Source organism: Paenibacillus sp. AK121, assembly GCF_019042715.1.
GTDB classification, from domain to species: domain Bacteria; phylum Bacillota; class Bacilli; order Paenibacillales; family Paenibacillaceae; genus Paenibacillus; species Paenibacillus polymyxa_C.
The window spans coordinates 272,424-295,679 of the sequence record NZ_JAHPJM010000007.1; the positions used below are offsets into that span (position 1 = coordinate 272,424).

Annotated in this window: 20 protein-coding genes; 14 read left to right on the top strand and 6 right to left on the bottom strand. The window is 45.1% G+C overall.

Going from position 1 to position 23,256, the window contains the following annotated elements; translation table 11 throughout:
• Window positions 1-296 precede the first annotated feature (296 nt).
• The 6 genes from KSP24_RS15455 (at window position 297) to KSP24_RS15480 (ending at window position 6,307) form a co-directional block, all read left to right on the top strand.
• On the top strand, window positions 297-2,405 hold the full coding sequence (locus KSP24_RS15455) for a class I SAM-dependent methyltransferase (RefSeq protein ID WP_025676900.1): 2,109 nt from the start codon (window positions 297-299) through the stop codon (window positions 2,403-2,405).
• An 87-nt stretch (window positions 2,406-2,492) separates the two neighbouring features.
• A complete protein-coding gene (locus tag KSP24_RS15460) occupies window positions 2,493-3,032 on the top strand; it encodes a GrpB family protein (protein WP_040101627.1) in 540 nt (179 codons plus the stop codon).
• A gap of 25 nt (window positions 3,033-3,057) precedes the next feature.
• On the top strand, window positions 3,058-3,708 hold the full coding sequence (locus KSP24_RS15465; protein ID WP_216975653.1) for a hypothetical protein: 651 nt from the start codon (window positions 3,058-3,060) through the stop codon (window positions 3,706-3,708).
• A gap of 92 nt (window positions 3,709-3,800) precedes the next feature.
• Entirely contained in the window at window positions 3,801-4,226 is a 426-nt protein-coding gene (locus tag KSP24_RS15470; RefSeq protein ID WP_216975655.1) for a VOC family protein, read from the top strand.
• Between the two features lie 227 nt (window positions 4,227-4,453).
• On the top strand, window positions 4,454-4,927 hold the full coding sequence (locus KSP24_RS15475) for a MarR family transcriptional regulator (RefSeq protein ID WP_216975657.1): 474 nt from the start codon (window positions 4,454-4,456) through the stop codon (window positions 4,925-4,927).
• 144 nt (window positions 4,928-5,071) lie between these two features.
• Complete coding sequence (locus KSP24_RS15480) at window positions 5,072-6,307, top strand: MFS transporter (RefSeq protein ID WP_216975659.1); 1,236 nt, start codon at window positions 5,072-5,074, stop codon at window positions 6,305-6,307.
• Between the two features lie 175 nt (window positions 6,308-6,482).
• On the opposite strand, the gene nrdF is transcribed toward KSP24_RS15480, so the two are convergent.
• The 3 genes from nrdF to nrdI all read right to left on the bottom strand — a co-directional run bounded on the left by nrdF (window position 6,483) and on the right by nrdI (window position 10,097).
• Complete coding sequence (nrdF, locus tag KSP24_RS15485; RefSeq protein ID WP_013370558.1) at window positions 6,483-7,448, bottom strand: class 1b ribonucleoside-diphosphate reductase subunit beta; 966 nt, start codon at window positions 7,446-7,448, stop codon at window positions 6,483-6,485.
• A gap of 218 nt (window positions 7,449-7,666) precedes the next feature.
• A complete protein-coding gene (nrdE, locus tag KSP24_RS15490; RefSeq protein ID WP_013370559.1) occupies window positions 7,667-9,751 on the bottom strand; it encodes a class 1b ribonucleoside-diphosphate reductase subunit alpha in 2,085 nt (694 codons plus the stop codon).
• On the bottom strand, window positions 9,738-10,097 hold the full coding sequence (gene nrdI, locus KSP24_RS15495; RefSeq protein WP_013370560.1) for a class Ib ribonucleoside-diphosphate reductase assembly flavoprotein NrdI: 360 nt from the start codon (window positions 10,095-10,097) through the stop codon (window positions 9,738-9,740). The genes nrdE and nrdI overlap by 14 nt, the downstream gene beginning before the upstream one ends.
• A gap of 612 nt (window positions 10,098-10,709) precedes the next feature.
• On the opposite strand from nrdI, the gene KSP24_RS15505 reads away from it, so the two are divergent.
• Both KSP24_RS15505 and KSP24_RS15510 read left to right on the top strand, forming a co-directional pair.
• Complete coding sequence (locus KSP24_RS15505) at window positions 10,710-11,270, top strand: GNAT family N-acetyltransferase (RefSeq protein ID WP_216975662.1); 561 nt, start codon at window positions 10,710-10,712, stop codon at window positions 11,268-11,270.
• A gap of 2 nt (window positions 11,271-11,272) precedes the next feature.
• Complete coding sequence (locus tag KSP24_RS15510; RefSeq protein ID WP_216975664.1) at window positions 11,273-12,496, top strand: MFS transporter; 1,224 nt, start codon at window positions 11,273-11,275, stop codon at window positions 12,494-12,496.
• 63 nt (window positions 12,497-12,559) lie between these two features.
• On the opposite strand, the gene KSP24_RS15515 is transcribed toward KSP24_RS15510, so the two are convergent.
• Window positions 12,560-14,251 carry an ABC transporter substrate-binding protein gene (locus tag KSP24_RS15515; protein ID WP_216975666.1) on the bottom strand — a complete coding sequence of 564 codons (1,692 nt, stop codon included), beginning with the start codon at window positions 14,249-14,251 and terminating at the stop codon, window positions 12,560-12,562.
• Between the two features lie 279 nt (window positions 14,252-14,530).
• On the opposite strand from KSP24_RS15515, the gene KSP24_RS15520 reads away from it, so the two are divergent.
• The 5 genes from KSP24_RS15520 to KSP24_RS15540 all read left to right on the top strand — a co-directional run bounded on the left by KSP24_RS15520 (window position 14,531) and on the right by KSP24_RS15540 (window position 20,449).
• On the top strand, window positions 14,531-15,598 hold the full coding sequence (locus KSP24_RS15520) for a LacI family DNA-binding transcriptional regulator (protein ID WP_216975668.1): 1,068 nt from the start codon (window positions 14,531-14,533) through the stop codon (window positions 15,596-15,598).
• Between the two features lie 208 nt (window positions 15,599-15,806).
• Entirely contained in the window at window positions 15,807-18,359 is a 2,553-nt protein-coding gene (locus KSP24_RS15525) for a beta-mannosidase (protein ID WP_216975670.1), read from the top strand.
• Between the two features lie 416 nt (window positions 18,360-18,775).
• Window positions 18,776-19,516 carry a DUF1361 domain-containing protein gene (locus KSP24_RS15530; protein ID WP_216975672.1) on the top strand — a complete coding sequence of 247 codons (741 nt, stop codon included), beginning with the start codon at window positions 18,776-18,778 and terminating at the stop codon, window positions 19,514-19,516.
• 69 nt (window positions 19,517-19,585) lie between these two features.
• A complete protein-coding gene (locus KSP24_RS15535) occupies window positions 19,586-19,789 on the top strand; it encodes a YwbE family protein (protein WP_013370570.1) in 204 nt (67 codons plus the stop codon).
• 27 nt (window positions 19,790-19,816) lie between these two features.
• Window positions 19,817-20,449 carry a DUF2238 domain-containing protein gene (locus KSP24_RS15540; RefSeq protein WP_013370571.1) on the top strand — a complete coding sequence of 211 codons (633 nt, stop codon included), beginning with the start codon at window positions 19,817-19,819 and terminating at the stop codon, window positions 20,447-20,449.
• A 55-nt stretch (window positions 20,450-20,504) separates the two neighbouring features.
• Here KSP24_RS15540 and KSP24_RS15545 read toward each other — a convergent pair whose 3' ends face one another.
• Complete coding sequence (locus tag KSP24_RS15545) at window positions 20,505-21,674, bottom strand: glycosyltransferase family 4 protein (RefSeq protein ID WP_216975674.1); 1,170 nt, start codon at window positions 21,672-21,674, stop codon at window positions 20,505-20,507.
• A 355-nt stretch (window positions 21,675-22,029) separates the two neighbouring features.
• On the opposite strand from KSP24_RS15545, the gene KSP24_RS15550 reads away from it, so the two are divergent.
• Window positions 22,030-23,061 (top strand): FUSC family protein, encoded by a 1,032-nt coding sequence (locus KSP24_RS15550; RefSeq protein WP_014599646.1) that lies wholly within the window; start codon window positions 22,030-22,032, stop codon window positions 23,059-23,061.
• Between the two features lie 84 nt (window positions 23,062-23,145).
• Here KSP24_RS15550 and KSP24_RS15555 read toward each other — a convergent pair.
• Window positions 23,146-23,256 (bottom strand): IS3 family transposase (locus tag KSP24_RS15555; RefSeq protein ID WP_216975678.1); only part of this gene is annotated, 111 nt, incomplete at its 5' end.

The following is a 23,256-nucleotide window of genomic DNA, read 5'->3' on the forward strand; positions in this document are numbered from 1 at the left end:
TTTATAAAACATCGCAGGAAAATGATTTTGCTGCGTCTAACAATAGTAATGAGATATCTTCGGCCTTAGGCTGGAAGGTATCTTTTTGCTTTTGGGAGGGAGAGACGTCTCGGAAACTATGGGAACTTTAAATCAGGTTATGTGAAGCCTAGAACATGTCAAGCGATTAATTGATACAAATGTTTAATATTTTCCACGAGATGGAAGCTACAAATGTATGGTAAAGTGTAGGGTATACAAGATATTTTCCAAAGTCTCCTGTGCATACCGAATCCGAATCACACGAGGTGAGAAAAATGTTACAATCGTTAAAAGCCATTGCTAATTACAGGAAAGAAAGTGATCTGGCCTGGGATACACCGACTTGGCTAAAGCTGCTTGTTTCGGCTGAGGAGCGTATTGTAAATTTGGAGCGCATTCGATCCATAGGTGAGTTAAAGGATGCCAATCCTGTGCTGGACTACGTGGAGCGCACGTTGCTTATTTTGGACGGACTTCCATTGTCATTCTGGGTTAAAGAGCTACTAGAGGATGTATTGGTATGGTCTGAGACAGCCAAAGGAGGCACAGTCCGCGAACGGCTACGCTGGCAGCATGAGGGCATTAATTTATTTGTACATAATATTGGCTCCTCCCAACTGTATGTCAGACAGGCTCAAGCAGAGTCCCCTGCCTACCCGCGCAACAGCATGACCCGAATTTTGATTGAGACGCATGGATTGATCGGACAGTATATACGGGGAGAAATACCCTTTGCAGAAAATCGACTGCTGCTCGAAATCACTCGTAAGGGCTGGCTGAGCTCGGAGGAATTGGAGCTTGTATTACGAGCACTGAACGAATGCATTATCGCCGGTGTAGATCCTGCATTATGGGAACAAGTACGCGGTGAAGTGGAGCAGCTAATCGGCTGGATTGCCTGGGATAACGCACCTGTAGTCTGGAGTGTAAAGGAGCGACTGGAGAGATTGCGGTCGGTTTCGATTCATGAAGGTGAGCCGTTTGAGCAGGCTTACGCCGAGCTGGAGCGGGAGCTGAATGTAGAGAAGGCGCTGGCTCCGCTGGAGAATCGTACACTTTGGTATGTAGAATCAGCTTTGCAGGATTTTTCACTTCAAGAACTGGTTAAGGTATTTTTACTCACATTGAGGGATGGCACAGGGCAGGAACAGCCTGCAACGGTACGGCATATCAGTTTTGAATCACTTATGAATACGATGTATTATGACTATCGTGGTGTTAAGAAAATTAACGTATACAAAAAACGAATGATAGAAAAATATTTAAGCGCACTGTCTTGGCAGGATATCACAAAAGGAAAACGGAAGCATAATCCTCATTTGAGTGTAATCGTGGAGCATAAGGAGGAGCTGCCAAGTACCGTGTTTTTTAATTTTGTATTTTCATCAGCTGCTGAAAAATTGATCGACTTTTGTATTGAGGCAGAAAAGACGCCTCTGTATGACAAAGCAGTTCTGCTGCTGTTTGATCTGTTCGGATTACGGCGTGATGCTTATGATCGCTTTCACAATGAGGAGACGTACCTTACAGATATGAACCAGACCGCAGATTTCAAAAGGGTCATTCTGGATTACGTGACTGGAACCCGTATACTGGATATCGGACCCGGCGGGGGCGTACTGCTGGATCTGATCGAGCAGGAAAGACCAGACTCCAAGCCGTTGGGTCTTGATATTTCTGTGAATGTGATTGAGGCTCTTAAACGCAAAAAGCAATTGGAGCACCGTCGTTGGGATGTCATCAAAGGTGATGCGCTTCGACTGGAAGAATTTGTGGAAACGGAGAGCATGGACACGGTTATTTTCTCTTCGATTCTTCACGAGCTGTATTCCTACATCGAACGAGATGGAAAAAGGTTCAATTCACAAACAGTGGAGGCTGCTTTGCAAAGCGCCTATCGTGTACTTGCACCCGGCGGACGCATTATCATTCGTGACGGTATTATGACCGAACCAGTAGAGCAGCGCAGACGCATTCGATTTTTGGAGCCGGACGGAATGGAATGGCTGATGCGGTATGCGCAGGATTTTGCGGGTCGCCCCATTGAAATAGAGCGTATAGGTGAGCATGAGGCTGTTTTGCCGGTAAATGATGCAATGGAATTTCTATATACCTATACATGGGGAGCGGAAGCCTATGTGCATGAAGTGCAGGAGCAGTTTGGTTATTTTACTCCGTCACAGTATGAAGAATGTATTCGTAACACACTTGGTTCACAAGCGATTATCCGGGTGAGTCGCCACTATTTGCAGGAGGGCTATGCCGAAGCGCTGTCCAGTCGTGTTGAGTTCATGGATGAGCAGGGACAGCCGGTACCTTTGCCGGACAGTACCTGTCTGATCGTGATTGAGAAGCCAAATCCTAGGGATGAAGCAACTGAATGATTTTTAATTTGAACAAGAGAATGCCTTCTGAGGTGTGCCAAACGCACTGGGAAGGCATTTTTTTGAAAAACGAATGGAGGTGCGTTCATGTCCAAGCAGGTAGTGATATCCGAATATAATCCGCAGTGGGTAGCAGAGTATACACGAGAACGAGCAAAAATGATAGAGGCCCTCGGAGACGTATGTGTCGGCGTAGAGCATATTGGCAGTACATCCGTTCCTGGTTTGGGAGCCAAGGCTATTATCGACATTATGGTTGGAGTAGAAGATTTGGCGATTATTCAATCCGAACAGCGAGAGCGTTTACTAGGTATTGAATATGAATATGTACATAAGCCGGATTTTCCAGAGCGAGCTTTCTTTCGCTGTGGAGAATGGGGAGCTGGGACCCATCATTTGCATATTTACAAGTATAAAGGAGAACATTGGGAAAACCATTTATTGTTCAGAGATTACTTGAAAGCGCATCCTGAGAGCCTGCGAGCGTATGAGACTTTAAAAAAAGATTTGGCGCATCAATTCAAACATGACCGCGCAGCGTATACCGAAGCCAAGGGACCTTTCATTCGGCAGATCGTTGAGCAAGCGAAGCTTGAAAGACAAAAGCAAAGACAAATGGAATTTTAGTACGCATGGACAAGGTGGAGGTATGATGAAGAATATGATGCTTGATGCACAGGTAACGCCGAATGGTTTAAAAGAGAGAATGATGCTGCTGTCAGCGCTGGATATTATATTGTCTCCAGAAAATTGGTTACGCACGTATCGTATGCAGTCTGAATGGTCTGGTGATGTGTGCCTGGGTGAGGTGAACAACGGCGCTGGAGATACGATTCATATGCTATGGACACGTGGAGGTGTGTTGTTGAAGGGTTTTGACCACGAATCCCCTGTAAGTCCTCATGCAAGAGACGAATATGAGGTCTGGCCAGGCATGTACGACGGTGTGCCTGATGATATGATGGAGCTTTTGGAAGATGAAGCGCTGGAGAAAGAGGACGTTACCTTTTGTATGTGGAGGGAAGCGGGAGATAAGGAGTGGCGTATGGGCAACTCGAACTTTCCTGAGGGATATGACGATGGCTCATCCTTTTTGCTGGGGAAAATTATAGTTACACCGGAGGAATATCAGGATTGGGCTGAAAGTTACTATGAGCTGCCGATTTCTCTAGGGGTGGTAAGCCAGATTTTCAACGGCGTTCCGATCACTGCCCAGATGATCTCTGCGCTTCATCCACAGCGTAACGTTACGGAAGTGGTAAAGGAGCTAAAACAGCTTGGCATTCAGGTGCATGAAAGCTAAGAATACAGATTTGTTTTTCTTGACAAGTTTTGTATATAATACAGGAGAAATGGCTGGGTTAATCACCTCGAATTAAAGGAGCTGTGTTGAAGATGTCCAAACGTTTGATTCCTTACATCACACTGGATGGAAATGCAAAAGAAGCAATCGAATTTTATGAAGAGGCATTGGATGCCCAACTGCTTTTTATTCAAACCTTTGGGGAAATGCCGGAAAATCCCGATTTTCCCATTCCCGCAGAGGTCAAGGAACGTGTGGGACATGCTACCCTTAAAGTAGGTGAAACAGAGCTCATGTTTTCTGATACCTTTCCCGGCTCACCGTTTAGCAGCGGGAATCAAGTGAGTATCTGTATTACAACCGATAGTGTGGAGCAAGCTAAAAAAATGTTTGATGCTTTACAGCAAGGAGGACAGGTGGGAATGCCTTTGCAGGAAACCCATTTTAGTCCAGCTTATGGGAATGTAACAGACAAGTTTGGTGTCACCTTTCAAATATTTACAGAAGCTCGATCTTAGTAAATAGAAAACGGCCCGATCCGCTACTATAGCGATCTGGCCGTTTTTTTGCGCGCATGTCCTTCGTCTGAAAAATAAATATACATACATAAAGGTATGGGGAGTGTTTGGATCTCTTTTTTTATGTATCGCTCAATTCCTAAAATAATCATTTTGTTATTGTTGAAATGGAAATAAAAATATATTATATTAAATTGTTAATGCACCAACGGGTGGGGGGACAGTCCATGAACAAAGAAGAACAGGTCATAATGGGTTTCAGGGACTTGTATAACAAGATGGTTTGGCTTAATAAGGATAAGATGGAGGACAGTCTTAAGGGTCATAAGCCTTCTGAAGTACATTGCATGGAATACATTGAAAAAAATGTACATTCCAACGTGACAACACTTGCAGAGTCCCTTTATATGACTAGCGGTGCCATAAGTAAAATAACTAAAAAGCTCATAAAAAAAGGCCTTATCGAAAGCTACCAGAAGCCGGATAACAAAAAAGAAATCTATTTTAGGCTTACTGAGCAAGGGAAAGTAATCTATAAAATCCATGAGGAACTGCACAAAGAGTTTCAAGAGCGGGATAAAGCCGTATTTGAGCAGGTAACTGATGAGCAATTTGACAGTATGCTTAGCTTCATAGATCAGTATAGCAGGCATTTGGATGCAGAAATAAAGAAAAAGGGTAACGATATTAAGTCGAAATAAAATTTGAATAATGAAAATCAAACCATAGGCAGCCGGGCTCTATTGAGAACGGACTGCTTTTTTTGTTTCCTGGGAAGGAAAAGTATGATACGATAATTTTGTTTCCTGGGAAGAAAAATCGCGACTTTTGAGGGGAGAATTGGAGTGTTCAAATTTAGATCACATAGTGAACAGACCACAGAACAAACCGTAGATAAACACGCTTTAATATTCGGCCTTATCTCTGTGTTTCTTTGCGGAATAGGCTTCAGTATCATAACACCTGTCGTCCCATTCTTAGTGCAGCCTTATACAAGCAGTCCGGAAGAACAAGCCATAGTTGTTACGCTACTGACCTCTGTTTATGCATTTTGCGTGTTTTTTGCGGCTCCCGTACTTGGAGCTTTGAGCGACAAATATGGTCGTCGTCCATTGCTCTTAATATGCCTTTTGGGTTCCGTAATCGGGTACTTAGTTTTTGGTATAGGAGGAGCTGTATGGGTACTATTTGCTGGGCGCATCATGGAAGGTATAACAGGTGGGAGCATAAGCACGATCTTCGCATATTTTGCAGACATCATTCCTCCAGAACAGAGAACTAAATACTTTGGATGGGTGAGTGCGGTTGTAGGTGTCGGCACGGTCATTGGCCCAACCCTAGGAGGATTACTTGCCAAGTTTGGTTATTCTGTACCCATGTATTTTGGAGCAATAATCACTTTATTGAATGTTGTTTATGGATTCTTTTTTATGCCGGAGAGCCTTGACAAGAAACATAGACTGAAAGAGATCACCTTTGTAAAACTGAATCCATATACACAGCTTGCAAACGTACTTTCCATGAAAAACTTGAAAAGGCTACTTTTCTCAGCGTTCTTACTCTGGATACCCAACGGATCTTTACAGGCAGTTTTTTCACAATTTACAATGGATACCTTCGGTTGGAAGCCTGCATTAATCGGACTTATGTTTTCGATTATGGGATTCCAAGATATCATTTCACAAGGTTTCATCATGCCAAAGCTCTTGATAAAACTTAGTGATAAACAGATAGCAATTCTGGGAATGGTCTCGGAGATTATAGGCTATGGTCTTATTGCGCTATCTGCTTTGTTCTCATTCTATCCACTTATTATCGCTGGAATGTTTATATTTGGTTTTGGCGATTCGATCTTTGGACCTTCATTTAATGGGATGCTCTCCAAGTCTGTCAATTCTAGTGAACAAGGAAGGATTCAAGGAGGTAGTCAATCTATTCAGGCTTTAGCAAGAATGATTGGACCTATCATTGGAGGTCAAATCTATGTATCATTTGGTCATGCCGCACCCGCTTTTATGGGTATGATTCTTATAGCGGTGGCCATACCAGTTTTATATAAGAGAACGCATGCGAATATGTAAACTACCGCTCGAAGCTTTCCGGAACCACCTGCATAGCAGGTAGTTTTAAGAAAATAATAGGGTTTCAGAACTTAGGAATAAGTTCTGAAACCCTATTATTTTACAGTCTGAGCCATCCGCATGTGGATGGCTCTTTATAGTATCGCCTTGCTAAATTTATTTTACGTATGTGTACTTATACGCCAAAGTTAAAATCATCATCTGTCAGCGGTTCTACATTCATCGCCCGCACATAGCCGTTTCCTTTTTTAGAAAAGAAATCGTGCTGCTTGGTGTGGGTGCTGATGCCGTTGAATACAATGGGATTGACTTCTTCTTCTTCAAAAAGTGGATCAAAGCCCAGGTTCATCATGGCCTTGTTGGCGTTGTAGCGCAAGAAGACTTTAACATCGTCTACAAGTCCAATAGGGGCATAAATTTGCTCGGTATACTGTTCTTCGTTATTGTGCAAGTAGCGCAGCAAGCCTACCAGCGTCTGGTAGAGATCGCGTTGTTCTTCCTCGTCCAGTTCCGCATAAATCTCCTGTGCAAGTACACCTACGTAGACACCGTGTATACTTTCGTCCCGCAGGATCAGATCGATAATTTCCCCGCTGCATGTCAGCTTTCCCTGACCCGCCAGATAGAGAGGGTAGAAGAAGCCGCTATAAAACAAATAGCTTTCTAACAGCACCGACGCTGCCATCGCGAGATACAGGTCTTTCGGTGTATGAATGTTCATATAATACTGACGAATGGTTTCTGCTTTCGTTTGGAGATGCGGATTTTCTTCCACCCAACGGAATACACCGTCAATTTCTTCCGTGGAAGCCAGGGTTGTAAAAATGCTACTGTACGACTTGGCATGAATTTGCTCCATCATCGCCATAAAGCTTAATACCGCTTTGCGTTGCAGTCCGTCCACATGCTCCATAATTTGCGGCATTCCCACGCCGCCTTGAATGGTGTCCAGCAGGGTCAAGCCACCCAGCACCTTCATGTAGGCTTCTTTTTCGATATCACTAAGGGTTACCCAGGACATTTTATCGTCAGACAGCGGAATTTCATCATCCGTCCAAAATTGCATAATGTTCTGGTTCCAGAACATCAATGTGAAATCATCGTCCGAGCGGTTCCAGTTTACGGCTTGTATACCTGTCATTGTTAGCATTCTCCCTTCAGCTTGCGAGATTCCCTGGAAACACACATAAGAGGTTACCGGAGAGTCATCGTATGCTTGACATACGGAAGCTGTATCCGCGAGGGCCTTGTTCAATCCTGTAAAGGTCTGAACCACGCGCTGGATACAGCTTCTAATGCCAAGCATTCATATCTATTCAAAATCTCATTTTTATTCTATAGCTTGTTACCATGTATGCATTAGATGGAGCAAGTGAGGCACTCTTCCACAGACAGTTTTTTGGTACGTGTGTAGTATAACGATTTAAGTCCTTTATGTGCGGCGTACAGATAGCAACGTGCTAACTGACGCGTAGTCACGTCACTGTTCACATGAAGAACAGTCGAAATTCCTTGGTCCACGTGAGGCTGGATTTCAGCAATCAGATCAAGCACTTTGAATTGATCCATTTGATAAGCGGATTTGTAAAAGAATACATTATCCTTTTGCAAATACGGCATTGGATAGTAAGTTGTTGAATTCGCATAGGTACGAGTTTCAATCTGTTCGACAATCGGCATAACGCTGGACGTTGCATTTTGAATATACGAAATGCTGGCAGTGGGAGCAATCGCCATACGGTAGGCGTGATACAGACCGTTCTTCATGACGTCTGCTTTAAGTGTGTCCCAGTCTGCTTGAGTCGGAATATAAATATCCTTGAACAGCTCTTGCACACGTGCCGTTGTCGGACGATAATCTGTGTTCAGATATCGGTCAAAATATACACCTGTCGCATAATCCGATTCCTCAAATCCATAGAAGCTTTGTCCGGCTGCTTTTGCGATTTCCATACTCTTTTCGATGGAATGATAGTTCATCGTCATGAAGAAGGTACGGACAAAATCCTTCGCTTCATTGCTTTCATATGCAATCTTGTTCTTGGCAAGGTAGCCGTGCAGATTCATGACACCCAGACCAACGGAATGCATTTCACGGTTCGCTTTCGCAACACCTGGTGCATTAGCCACTTGGGTCATATCGCTGACCGAAGTGAGAGCAATCATACCCTCGTGAACGGACTCGCGGATTTTGCCGTGCTCCATCACATTTACAATGTTCAGGGAAGCCAGGTTACAGCTTACATCCCGGCGAATAATATCCTGTTGTCCATAATCGGCAATCTCAGAAGTTTCCTGTAGCTGGAAGATTTCCGTGCACAGGTTTGACATTTTGATTTGGCCCACGTTTTTAAGAGCATGCGCCTGATTTGCGTTACTCTTATTCATAATATATGGATAGCCAGACTCCAACTGAATCATGGCAATTTTCGTCAGCATATCACGTGCGCTCATCGCTATTTTTTTCTTCACTCGATCGTCAGCGAGCAGTGTATCGTACATTTCATCCAGATCCATGTCGTCCAAATGCGTTCCATAAGCCTTGAACACACTATAAGGTGCAAACACATGCAGCGGTTCATTATCTTGAGCCAGCTTGTAAAAGCGGTTGGGCACCAGCAATCCGATCGAAAGTGTCTTAAGGCGTACTCTTTCATCGGCATTAATTTTTTTACTATCCAGGAACTCCAGCACGTCCCATCCGAATATGTTGTAATAGGCAGCGCCAGAGCCTTTACGTTGACCCATTTGATCCGCGTAGGAGAAACCATCTTCCATCAGCTTCAGCACAGGCATAATACCTTTTGCTGCGCCTTCTACACCTTTAATCGCCTCACCGCGTGACCGCAGCTTCGACAGGTTAACCGCCACACCGCCGCCAATTTTGGACAATTGCATGCAAGTGTTCAGTACATAGTTGATTGAGTTCAAAGAGTCGTCCATTTCGAGTAGGAAACAGGATACCAATTCCCCACGACGGCTTTTGCCAGCGTTCAGGAAAGTTGGTGTAGCTGGCTGGAGACGTTGCTCCATCATCGAGCGGGACAACAGGCGGGCCGTATCGGCGTTGCCGCGTCCCAAATGCAGGGCGACAGCAGCCACCCGGTCAGGGTAGTGTTCCAGGTAGACTTTACGGTCATTACTCTTCATTGCATAATCGGTATAAAACTTGGATGCTGCCATATAAGAAGGAAATTTAAAATTATAGCTATGAGTGATATGGAAAATATCGTTGATTTCATCAGCCGTATAGCTGTTATAGAAATTTTCGTAATAATCATTCTCAATCATATACAGCACTTGAGCAGCTGTGTCAGCAAACTTCAAACTCCGTTCTTGAACTTCCTTCATAAATTCTGCTACAGCCTCTTGGTCCTTTTCCAATTGGAAAAAGCCGTCTGTATCGCGTTTCATCAACATGTTGTTCAATTCAATATGCCGCAACTCGGCTCACCTCCTGTTTAAAACGCTCTACATCTCCGAACGTTCCAGATAATTCAAATTTGCTAATCACGGGGACATTATAATGGTCGGCAATCAAATCCGCACTTTTGGCAAATTTGTCACCCCAGTTACGGTTGCCGCTTGCAGCTACACCAACAAGGTTTTGTGCATTTTTTTTCAAAAATGAAGATACCCTCTCAGGTATCTGTCCAAACCCGGTTGTATATGTAATGAGTACGTAAGGTTCTTCTATAGTCATTTGTTCCTCAATCTGAACAGCCGGAAGCTTGAGCTTGTTTATAAATCTTTTTACATTGCCGGTCTTGGAATCATAAGCAATCAGCATGGTGTGCAACCTCCTTAACAATTAACGAAAAAAAGAAAACGGCATTGCCAAGAGACCCATCATAGCTGTAATCCCTTGCTGGCTGCGCCATTTAAGATTTTTGACTCTATATTTACATGTATTTTCATACCTGTATCTTCAAGATATCGGGCATAAATACGTTTTTACACTATATTTAGAGTACATTCTCTATTTTATATCTATATATAGTTTTGTCAATCGGTCTAGAGAGGCTCAGAGGACCTAGATCCGGTGTAAGTCCAAGCAGGGTGCGGAAAAGAGCAAAAGAACTTTTTTTTCGTAAGTATGTTAAAAAAGTATTGGAGTTTTTGAGGCTGGAGATGTACGATTTGTCAATGGGCAATAGAATGTAAAATTTACATTTTACTGTAGAAAGGATGAAGTAGATGGAAAGTGGTTTTATGGAGGAGGTGAACGTAAGGAGCTGAAGGTAAAGGGTTCGGATTTCGGAATGATTATAATCGGGGATCGCGGGGAGGTTCATTATAAAGGTACACGTTTTCTGGAGTTTGTGAGATTAATGGGAGCGTAAAGGGATGGCGAGGTGTTAGAGTATTACCAGAACAAATACATATAGGGAGGAAGCTGACGATGCCACATATCATTGGAGCACGAATTGTTTTAAGAGAGTACCGTCAGGAGGATATACCTGATATCCGAAGATGGGTCAATGACCCGGAAATCACACATGGTTTAAGCGACATATTTATCTATCCGCATTCACTGGCTAATAGTGAATCGTTTGTACAGATGATGATTGACGGCAACTCTGAGATCAAGGGCTTTATCATTGCTCATAAAGACACATTGGACTATATTGGACAACTTGATTTATTCAAAATCAACTGGGTGAATCGGCATGCCACCCTTGGGATTGTAATCGGGCGTGACAGTGACCTGGGCAAGGGCTATGGGCGGGAAGCAATCCGGCTGATACAAAAATTTGCGTTTCATTCGCTGAACCTGCATCGGCTGGAACTGGAGGTGTATGCGTTCAATGAACGTGCATATCGTTGCTATCTGGCATGTGGCTTTAAGGAGGAAGGGCGGCTACGGGAAAAGCTATTCAGGGAAGGACAGTACTATGACATTATTCAGATGGGAATGTTGCGAAGTGAGTATGAGGCTGTAGAGAAAACAAAGGAATCCTGAAAGTGAGGCCACATAAGCTATTTTACTCCGTCAGCTTTCTGCAATTTTTTATGAGTGAAATCACGGGAACTACGCTTATTCTATTTCTATTAGCTAAAGGACTTTCTCTGCAAAGTGCGAATTTCTTGCTGGTTGTATTCTTTGTAAGTATTTTTCTGTTTGAAATACCAACAGGAGCTATTGCAGACAAGTATGGAAGGAAAATTTCTGTTGTTCTGGGGCTTTGTTGTTTTCTAGTCTACAGTGTGTTGTTCGTTTGGGTAGATCACATGTGGCTGCTTGTGTTCGCACAAGTCTTTGGGGGTCTGGCAATATGCTTGCAATCAGGCTCGTTGGAATCCTGGGTTGTGGAAAACAGCGATAAGCCGATGGAAGTTCTTTTTACAACCTCTAACAGTATACAGTACATTTCGGGATTTATTTGCGGTCTGTTGGGGGCCTTCCTCGCAGCTTTTAACTATTCACTTCCCTGGGCAGCCAGCATTGTATCTATTATCCTATGTATATTTCTATGCTGCTTTTATATGGATGAGAAGAATATTACCCATCGAAAAGCATCAACTACTCACATTAAAACGATTATCGGGGAAAGTGTCCGTATCGGTTTTGAAAATAAGTCGATCTGGATTGTGTTTATCATTGGTTTATTTATCAGCTTTTCAAACTCGGCGGGGAATACATTTCAACAGCCACGTCTGGTCGGTCTTTCTGAACAAGGGATTTGGATTATGGGATTGATCAAGGCAGGTTATTCACTATGTATGACTTTGGGAAGCTATCTGGTTCGAAGGCTAGGCGCCCGTTATAGTGATGTACATATACTCATGTATGCTTGCGGGATGATTGGGATATGGCTCATTTTAGCGGGTGCTTTCAACACGTTTTATCCTGTACTGCTTACCTTTTTAATCTATGAAATTGGGCGAGGGATGTATCCGGTTGCCAAACAAATTTTTCTGAACAAAAGGATCTCTAATGAGTATCGTTCAACACTGCTATCTCTGGATTCTGCCATTTCCCAACTAGGCATGTGTATAGGTTTAATCGTGACAGGCATCGTAAGCCGTAATTTTACCAATCTTGCTTCAGATCAAACACCTATTCAGATATCGTGGATGCTGTGTGGCGGGATCGCATTGATCCCAATCTTTTTGTTGCTTTATGTCCATCGGGGGTCAAGGAAAAATAGTTCCTGGAAAGAAAAAGCAACAAAGCAGAATGTTTAGTGCAAAAAGGGCTAAACAGGTTCTAGCTGTCAGCCCCTATGCACCTTCATTAGCAATCAGACTCTACTTCTCCCCGTACCATAGCTTCAGACGATTTTGGATCAGGCCAGTGAAGATTTCTTCAGCCTTTGGTACACCCGCCTGATCCAGCTCTTGGAGCATGCGGTCATACACGGCATCGAATTGATCTGGCTTGGCGAGTACGGCCTCAGGAATACGTTTGCGTACAATGTCCTGCGACTTTTGATAAATAACATTGTAATTTGTATTGGTCGGAACAGGCATGTTGTAGGCAGCACCCCACTCTTTTACCGGAAAATCCTTCTCGTTCGGGAACAGGTCTTTCCATGTCCGGGCTTTATATGCCTGAAGGGATTCTTTTTCCGCTTGACTATAATTTTCGGTAATCATCTCCGGATAATTGGTTGTGTAATAGTTGCCAGTAGGGTCCTTAACGCTATCGCCGTAATGTGGTCCCCATATCCAATACAAACCGATACCTGATTCTCTGCTAAAAGAAGCATTATCTTTGTTTTTGCGTTCTTGCACAGCCGCAGGAATGACTCGTTTGCCATTCTCTACATTGTAATGCTGGCCTTCAATTCCCCAATTACGTAAAATTTGTCCTTCGTCCGAGGCCAGGAAGTCCAGAAACTTGATCGCTCGCACCGGGTTTTTGCATGAAGTTGTGATGCCGATCCCGGACGCAGTATCGAAACCAATGGGCTGGAGGGAATGATCTTCGTATTGCTCATTTAAAGTGACTGGAAAGTGGGAGTAGGTGTATTCATCCTTACCTGCTGCCTTGAGCGCATTTTCGGCATCCTGGTAGTTCCATTCCTGATCAATCAGTCCAATGACACGACCTGCGGCGATTTTGGATTTGTACTGATCACTTTTTTGTACAAAAGTATCCTTATCCAATAGACCTTCATTGTACATATGGTTTAACCAACGGAAATACTCTCGCTCTTCTGGGCGTTTGTAGTGAAGAGTGGCTTTGTGTGTTTTAGGATCAATATAATATTCGCCATCGTCTGGTCCACCTGTAGCCGTAACTGCCGGGTTTGTCACAGTAATCTGCATTTTCCAGTCCTCGGCATCGAGCGATAAGGGAATGGTAGGCTGGCCATTAGTAGTAGGGTATTTGGCGACATAATCTTTAAGTGCTTTTTCAAAATCTTGAACGGTGCGAATTTTGGGGTATCCGAGCTTCTTAAGGGCCTGATGCTGGATTTCGAAGCCTGCTTGTGCATCAAACGCGATGTGATCTACGCCCAGATTGGTCGGAATGGTGTAAATGGCGGGATCTTCACTACTATATTTAATACGGTTAAAATAATCTCCATACACTTTCTTAATGTTAGGACCGTATTTATCAATCAGGTCGGTTAAGTCAATGAGTGCTCCGGCATCGACCAGCTTTCCAATGTCTCCTTTGGGGTACACGAGATCAGGGTACTCTCCGCTAGCAGCCATTAAAGCAAACTTTTCCTCGCCTCGACCGTTGACAGCATGTTCGGCATTGAGTGTAACACCCGTTTTCTTGGTTATTTCCTGCCCGACAGCGTCCTTCATGTTGTTCCAGTTGGAGCTTGAGTCACCGCCGAAGAACGTAAATGTAATGGGACTGGTGTCATCGGGGTCTTCCTTTTCTGCCGTACCGCCTTTGCCATTCGCGCAGCCCGTTGTAACAAGCAGCAGCAAAGTCAGGAGCAGGATAGAGCATTGTTGTACCGACCTGTTCGTGAACATCTGCAAATCCCCCTTAATAAGTATGATTTACACAATGTAAGTGCTTTCAATAGTAAATTGTAGGAAATAAAGAACCTTACGTCAAGTTATTTATGTTTATTTGTTATGTGTTTTGTTTTTTATTAAGCAAACATATTTAAATGAAAGGTGTGAATTTGTGCAAATCCATCGTTTGATGATCTAAAACAAAGTATGCTACGATGGTACCAGTTTATAGGCATACCTGTATATTTAGAAGACTAAGGTAGAAAAAGATTTCGAATAGGGTTGGGTGAGGAGATGCGTGGAAAAGTAACATTACAGGAAATTGCGGATGCGGCGGGCGTTTCAAAGTTTGCTGTTTCGCGTGCACTGTCAGGCAAACCCGGTGTAAGTGAAGAGACAAGGGCACTGCTGGTTAAGCTTGCTGCCCAGATGGGCTATTTTCGCAGTCATCCCAAAATGACTGGGGTAGAGCCTCGGGACACAGATGCCAGAGAATGGTCGGGTACGGTGCTGGTGTTATTTCCGAATATTCGACACCAGAATCGGGAGTCCAGGTACTGGGGACCTGTATTTGAAGGGATTTCCGAGCGTCTGAACCGCAGGGGATTGGATATGATCACGCTAACGGAGCCTTCAACTGACGATATGTTTTCTTTACTGAATCCAGAGGCCATTAAAGGGATTATCACTGTAGGAACGATTTCAACTACGTTATTGCTGAACATTTATCGAATGGGTATTCCGGTTGTCATGGTGGATCATTGGGACTCTGCATTTTTAAGTGATGCGGTGTTCACGGATAATCGCACATGCATGAATGAATTAATGAAGGATTTGCTATGCAGGGGCTATGCCCACTTTCAGTTTGTGGGTCATATTGACGATGCTCACAGTTTCTATGAACGTTGGGAAGCTTTTCGGTCTGCACTGGAAATGAGCGGAGTAGAATTACGGCAGAACAAAGCCCTTATTTATGGGGGAGCGCAGGCGCTTGCTGAGGAAATGGACAAGTTGCCCGAGGATGAGCTGCCAGAGGTTTTTGTTTGTGCTAATGATGTGACTGCTTCGCAAGTCGTGGAAGTGCTGAAAGGAAAGGGGATTGACGTGCCGAGGCGGTGCGGGGTGACCGGGTTTGACGATACGAATGATCAAATGCCGATTTATGCCACGGTGAGAGTGGATAAGGAACTGTTGGGGATGCGGGCGGTAGACCAATTATTATGGCGCATCATGAACCCAAACTCACCTGTGGAAAAAAAATTGCTACACGCTGATTTACTCGTACGGGAAGTTCACGCGCCACGGCTCAGCAAGGAAAATGATGATCGTGATCGTTCCTTTAGCACAATCAAATATAGTTGATGTCCGGATATGTGGGATGAATTCGATCCACAGTGAAGACGAGGGAAGTCGCTTTTAGCCAGTTTAGGGGTAGAGGGCGACTTTTATTTTGTGTTTTACCGATTGTTCCAAAAAAACAATTGACTGATTTGTTAGCTTAATGTTATTTTTGTTATGTTAATGAGTGATCCAGATGTTCCCAATCATCCTTATAGGGAGGCTTGCGACGATGATTAATGTGATAGGGTTGGATGGCTGGAGGTTTAGGGAAGCACATAGTGATGAGTGGCTCAGTGCGAAAGTACCGGGTTGTGTGCATACCGATCTTTTGCGACATGGCAAAATTCTTGATCCTTTTATCGGTATGAACGAGATGGAGGTACAGTGGATTGATAAGCAGGATTGGATATACGAAGCCTATTTTGAGATAGATGCAAATCAGCTTCAATGTCAATGTGTAGAGCTGGTGCTGGAAGGTCTGGACACATATGCAGATGTGAAAGTGAATGGTCAAGCTGTCTTATCGGCTGATAATATGTTTCGGGTATGGAGACAGGATGTGAAGGCATTTGTTCAGCAAGGGAAAAATCGGCTTGAAATCCATTTTCGCTCTCCGATTGCGGAAGATGTGCCTAAGCGGGAAAGGTTGGGCTATGGACTCCCCGCACCGAATGATCAGTCCGAGATAGGTGGCTTGTCCGATAAAAAAGTAAGCGTTTTCGCTCGTAAGGCTCCCTATCACTATGGTTGGGATTGGGGACCGAGGCTGGTGACGAGCGGGATCTGGAGAGAGGTCCGAATTGAAGCTTGGTCTGGTTTGGTCGTAAGAGACTTGTTTATTCGACAGGACAAAGTGAGTACCGAGAGGGCTGAACTCACGGCAATGGTAGAGATTGAAAGTGCAGCTGAGATTAGAGATGCCGAGTTGTGTATTTCTGCTGATGGCAGGGTGTGGTCCAAGCCGGTTCGTCTTCTGAAGGGAAAGCAAACAGTAGAGCTGGAGCTGGATATGAAGGAGCCGAAGCTGTGGTGGTGTCGTGGGCTGGGGGAGCCGCATCAGTATACGTTTGTAGCCGAATTGAAGGAGCAAGCACAGGAAGCAGTAATTGCGGAAAAATCAGTGAAAACGGGACTTCGTTCGATCCGTCTTATACGTGAGCGGGATACGGCAGGGGAGAGCTTCTATTTTGAGCTGAATGGAATCCCCGTATTCGCAAAGGGAGCGAACCATATTCCGAATGACAGCTTTGCTGCCGAAGTTACGTTGGAACGATACCGGCATGAAATTGCCAGTGCGGCCGCCTCACATATGAATATGTTGCGGGTGTGGGGTGGCGGTATTTATGAAGAAGACGTATTTTATGACCTTTGTGATGAATACGGCTTGCTCGTGTGGCAAGATTTTATGTTCGCATGCAGCATGTATCCGGGGGATCAGGCTTTTTTGGACAATGTAGCGCAGGAAGCCGAAGATAACATCAAGCGTTTGCGCCATCATCCTTGCATTGCGTTATGGTGCGGCAATAATGAGATTGATTCCGCATGGGCGCATTATGAAGAGAATGCAGGCTGGGGCTGGAAAAAGGCCTACACGCCTGAGCAACGGGAGCGTCTATGGGAAGATTATGAAACGCTTTTCCACCGGATTTTACCGGAGGCGGTAAATGCCTGGACTCCGCAGACGGCATATTGGCCCTCCTCACCGCTAATTGACCTGACCGGAGATCGAAACCAGCATGCTCATCCGTCCTCCACAGCGGGAGACATCCATTATTGGGGAGTATGGCATGCGTCTGAGCCGTTTGAAAATTATCACGTACATGTGGGCCGTTTTATGAGTGAGTATGGTTTTCAGTCCTTTCCTGAATACAAGTCTGTTCGCGCTTATGCGGAAGAGAAGGATTTGGAACTGGAATCTGAGGTGATGCTGGCACATCAGAAGAACGGCTCGGGCAATCGCCTGATTCAAGAATACATGGGACGGTACATGCGGCAACCCAAGGATTTTCCATGTTTTCTGCTCATGAGCCAGGTTTTACAGGCAGAGGCGATGAAAATGGCCATTGAGGCCCATCGTCGTCACAAGCCTTATTGCATGGGGACATTATACTGGCAGATGAATGACTGCTGGCCCGTTGCTTCCTGGTCAAGTATGGACTATTTTGGTCGTTGGAAGGCGCTTCAATATACGGCTAAACGCAGTTTTGCCGATGTGCTGTTGAGTGCAGTAGATACGGAACAGGGGAGTAAAGAGCTGCATCTGGTTAACGATACGCTAGAGCCGATAGCGGGTACGCTGCGGCTGACACTTTTGCATATCCGTGGCAGTCAGGCTATTCGTGAAGAGAACATTAAGGTAGAACAGCAAGCAGGCGGCGCAGGGATCGTACATATACTGCCTACCGACAAATGGCTGAATGGCCTGGATCGTACGGAGCATATGCTGGTCGCACGTCTGATACAAAACGGTGAACAGGTGGCCGCCAGCGAAATTTATTTTGCAGGTACGAAAGAGATGGATTTACCGCAGGCGAAAATTGAAGTGACGGAGATACCGGGAAGTGGAGGCAGTAGGTTCACGCTTTGCTCGGATGTACTTGCCAGACATGTGTGGCTGACCGCAGAGCAGGAGGGGATTTTCAGTGACAACCATCTGGATCTGGCTCCCGGAGTTCCTAAAACCGTGGAATTTCTGGCCTTGCGTAACGGTGCCTCCGCATTTGAGGTAGCAGCGCCAGGTGCATTGACGGTGCAATCATTGGTCAATTGGATACAAGGTTAGAGGACAGTTAAAGCTCATCCGCCTTGAAGTAGATGATGGACAATGAAGGTCCTCTTCATCCGGCCGACTGAGAGCATGTAGAGAAATCCGTGAGTAGGGTTTGAGCAGGGGGAGCTGAATTACAGCATTACCCGGGAAATGCTGCCTAAGATTGAGCCTATTGGAGGGCTCCTTTTGATCAGAAGATCCGCATTCGTATATCGCTTTACCTGTAAAATGAAGTCTGAAATACAGTAAGCATCTGTCTCCCAGGGACATGAGGTCAACCCCGGGAGAATAGATGCTTTTTTATCTTCATTTTATGCAGAGTGGAGCGCTTCCATTGAGCTTGAAGCCATTGTGGTGTACACTGTCCAGAATAGGTGTAAATTGGAACGTCAAGAAGGATGGACGGTTACAAGGAGGGAAAGAAACATATGTATGACCGTTTAAGATCGTTAAATTATCCAGTTAAACTTTATATTTTTATTGCACTGGCCTTATGCTCCGTAATTAGTACATTGTGGATCATTAACGTGCGACTGCCCTCAGGGGGCCGCCCTTATCTTTTTATTTGGTGGAATATGATGCTGGCCTGGATTCCTATGCTGTTGACGCTTTTGCTAGATGTCATTCATTGCTCGTGGAGAAGGGGAACAAGGACATTTTTGCTCTGGGTCATAGGGGCTGGATGGCTTTTCTTTTATCCCAATACGCCTTATTTGATCACAGATTTGCTGCATGTATTTTCCAGGTATCCATTTCTCGGGGAGCAGCGTTTTTGGGGCAATCCGTACTTTTGGAATCATGCATTAGGGATGCTGCTGGTAGCTGTGCTTGGTCTCACCATGGGAGTTGTATCGCTTGAATCTGTACGACAATTGGTGCAACGTGCACGGGGCGGGCTTGTCAGCTGGTTGTTTATGCTGGCGGTACTCCTGCTAAGTAGCCTAGGTATTTATATTGGCCGTTTCTTTCGAGGAAACACATGGGATATTGTGTCTGCACCGTCCCAGTTGTACACACAAGTATCCTCCATATGGGCGGATTCCTTGCAACGCACTCATTTTGTGGAGTTTAGCGGGATGGTCTTCGTTATTTTGCTCGTTAGCTATATATCCATGATGTGTGTGGCCTGGATGGGGAATAGCCGCCGGGACGAATGGCATCGCTGGTGATTACGATGGGGCTGAGTGGCTAAATATCATCATAAGATAAAATGTAAAAGCAAAGGAGGAATAGCTACAATGAATGGACAGAACAGATCTGATATCCGCGCTGGTCTTCAGGTGGATATTGTGCTTAAAAAGGATCAGCCCACGGGTAAGCTAACGCGAGGAACGGTGAAGGATATATTGACCAATTCCCCACGTCATCCGCATGGAATTAAAGTGCGTTTGGTAGACGGACAGGTTGGACGTGTCAAACATATTGTAATGAATGAAGGATAAGAGCTTTGGGCTTAGGAGGAATAATGTATGAATCAGGCAACGGCATGGTCTAAAAATGATCGTTATCCGCTTATTTTACTTGTACTGCTGGTGCTTGCTCTCATTTGGTCCTTGGTTCGTCCGGCGGATTATTTTACATGGGTACTGGAAGTTCTCCCAGCTGTTTTAGGAGCTATACTGCTGGCGGCTCTTTACCGTCGATTTCGGTTTACCAATCTGGTATACACCCTAATCTGGCTACACGCACTCATCCTGATTGTCGGCGGGCACTATACCTATGCCGAAATGCCGCTGTTCAACTGGATTCGGGATACGTTTGGGCTGGAGCGCAATTATTATGATCGACTTGGGCATTTTGCGCAAGGTTTTGTGCCTGCACTCATTGTCAGGGAAGTGCTGCTGCGTAAGACGGCTTTGGGAAGCGGGAGCTGGCTCACTTTTCTAACGGTTAGTGTGTGTCTTGCGATCAGTGCTGTGTACGAACTGATTGAGTTTGCTGTAGCCAAGGCAACCGGTACGGCGGCAGAAGCCTTTTTGGGGACACAGGGAGATGTATGGGATACTCAATGGGATATGCTCCTTGCGTTCATCGGTGCCCTGACAGCGGTGATTTTGTTAAGCGGGGTACATAACAAGCTGCTCAAACAGCTAAAGGTATAGCAGGGGTTCTTTTTAAGCCGTTTTTTATTACCGTAGTTTTGAATTTTTTTTAGGGTTATATTCGCGTCACAGGGCGGCTGTCGAGATGCAGGGTCGCTGCATCCATGTAGCTGTCCAGTAGCCGCTCAAAAATACGGTCCCACGTCTGCTCCAGGCTGTATGCTCTACCGGTTTTGGACAGAAAGTCGCGAAGTGGGATATCCTCGTACAACAGGTGTACAGCTTTGGCAAAGGCAGCGGCATCTCCAGCTGGACACAGTAACCCCGTTTTCCCATGGATTACATTATCTTTGACCCCGCCTTCATTGGCGCCGATCACGGGTGTGCCGGAGGCCATAGCCTCCAAAACGACGTTACCGAAGGTTTCCGTAGTGGAGGGAAAGAGGAATACATCGGCTGCAGCGTACAGTTCAGCTAATTCCGGTTCTTTTACAAAACCAAGCCAGTGAACTACGTGCTCTGGCACTCCGATATCTGCTGCAGTTTTGAACTTAAACAATGGGCCATCTCCTGCAATGACCAGCACTGAGGCTGCGCGGACGTCGTCGGGTAACTGGAGATAGGAATCCAGTAACGTGTCTATCCCCTTTTCCGGTGCAAGTCTGCCCACATACAAAATCACAAATGCGTCTGCACGAACGCCCCATTTTTCCCATATCGCTTCGCGATTCACTGTGGGCTGGAAGCGGTCGGTATCAATTCCTCTACCCCAGATTTCGAGCTGTCCCATTCCTTTATTGCGTAACAATTCCATGGTTGACCGAGAGGGGACATATACCCTTTCACAATGTCTGTGAAACCAGAGCATGTATTTCCATAACGCAGGTTCAAGCCAGCGAAGCTTGTAATATTCGAGGTATTTATCAAAGTGGGTGTGATAGGAGGCGACAAGTGGAATATGGTGTTTGGCAGCGTAGCTTGTTCCATACAGGCCAAGATTAAACGGAGTAGCGACATGAATTAGATGCGGGGAAAAGGCTGACAGGCGCTCGTTGATTTGTTTGGCGTTAGGGATCGCTAGTCTACATTCCCGGTACAATAAAAAGGGAATACTTCGAAAACGCTCCACGCCCGGCCCCGAGGACAGATGATGGTCTGCCTCCGGTGCGAAGACAAGCGTAGATACCCCGTGTGTCTCCAAATAGCCAATCCATCGTTCCAGTGTCAGAGCAGCGCCATTGACATCAGGCGTATACGTGTCTGTAAATAATGCGACTCGAAGCATGCCTTCATTCCTCCTCCGCCATTCTCATTTATCCTATGACGTTCCAGGGGAGTCCGCTTGGAGGCTCCGGCTTTTATTGTGTCATGATTTTGTTTACGGGCTTGCCGGGTTTTGTAAAAGTTGCCCTGCGGACGGGCGCTCTTCTCAGATTTTACTAGTCCATGGCACGATGAGATCCTTCTGCGATGTTGATGCAGATAGGGAAATTCTGTTGATATGTATCCTAGCAGGAACTATACATTTCATAAATATTCCTGATCTCCAATGGTTTTGGGTAATAATAAAACATGGACTTTGTCTTGAAATTTCATTATAGTAATTCGGTATGAATAAATTTGAAGGGTAAGCAGGAGGGATGGCTTTGGCTTTTGGAGCACGGGTGTTAAAAACGGGAATCGCAGTGACGCTCGCCCTTTTTCTGAGCACGCTTTTGAACACCCATTCGCCTGTGGGGGCAGCGATAGCCGCTATTTTTGCCATGCAACCGTCGATATATAGGTCGTGGCGTTATTTTCTGGATCAACTCCAAACAAGCACATTAGGTGCAGTCATGGCGTTGCTGGGCGGAATGGTATTTTCGAATGAGCCGATTGCGGTCGGACTGGTATGTGTATTGGTACTTATGATATGTCTGAAAATAAACATGGCCGATACGGTTGGATTGACACTCGTGACCGTTGTTTCTGTCATGGAAGCTTCAGGGGACTGGAAATTTGCAGTAACCCGCTTTGCGCTGACTCTGATCGGGATTGTGTCTGCTTTTGTCATCAACATTACTGTTTTTCCTCCCAAACCGAAAAGGCAGTTTATCAATCAGATTCAAAATGTATTTAATAGCATGTCCTTGCTGCTGCGAACCGCCATTTCCGATGAGATTAAGGAGTCTGTCTTTAGAGAGGAAAAGGGAAATTTGCAGGGAGCTATTAAATCACTCTCGGACAAATATCATTTGTTCGAAGAGGAGCAGAAAAAGCTCAAGCGCACCAAGTTTAGTCAGACCAGACAAATGGTCGTATACAAACAAATGCTCGAAAGTTTGCACAAAGGATACGAGGTCTTGGATGCGGTTGAAAGGCACTACTTCCAGTCTTTACGTCCAAAGGGAACAGATGCATTTTTTGACGATCATCTGGAGCGGCTGATTCGTTTCCACGAGCACGCCCTGCTGAAATTTGAAAATAAACTGAAACCAAATGAGGATGAAAGTGAATTGTTTCAGCAGGCCAACGGCGATTTTATGAAGCATGCCATTACACGTTTTGACCATTGTGAGGAGGGAATGCTGCGGCTTTCCATCGTAGCTGCGACGATGTACGACTATGGTCATCAGCTGGAGCGATTAAGCAGACTGGCCGACCATATTCATCCTGTGGAAGAGAGTCGATAGGCAATTTCGAAAAAAAGAAAAGGCGACCGCATTCATCGGGACTGACCCCCGTTTGTGAGACAGGGATCAAAACACCTTCCAAGTTTAAGCAGCCAGTTGTCGGAAATGAACCGGCGACTGGTTGTTTAGTTTTGTTTGAATGCGAATTGAGTTATAGTAAAGGATGTACTCTCGAACGGTCTGCTCGACGATTGC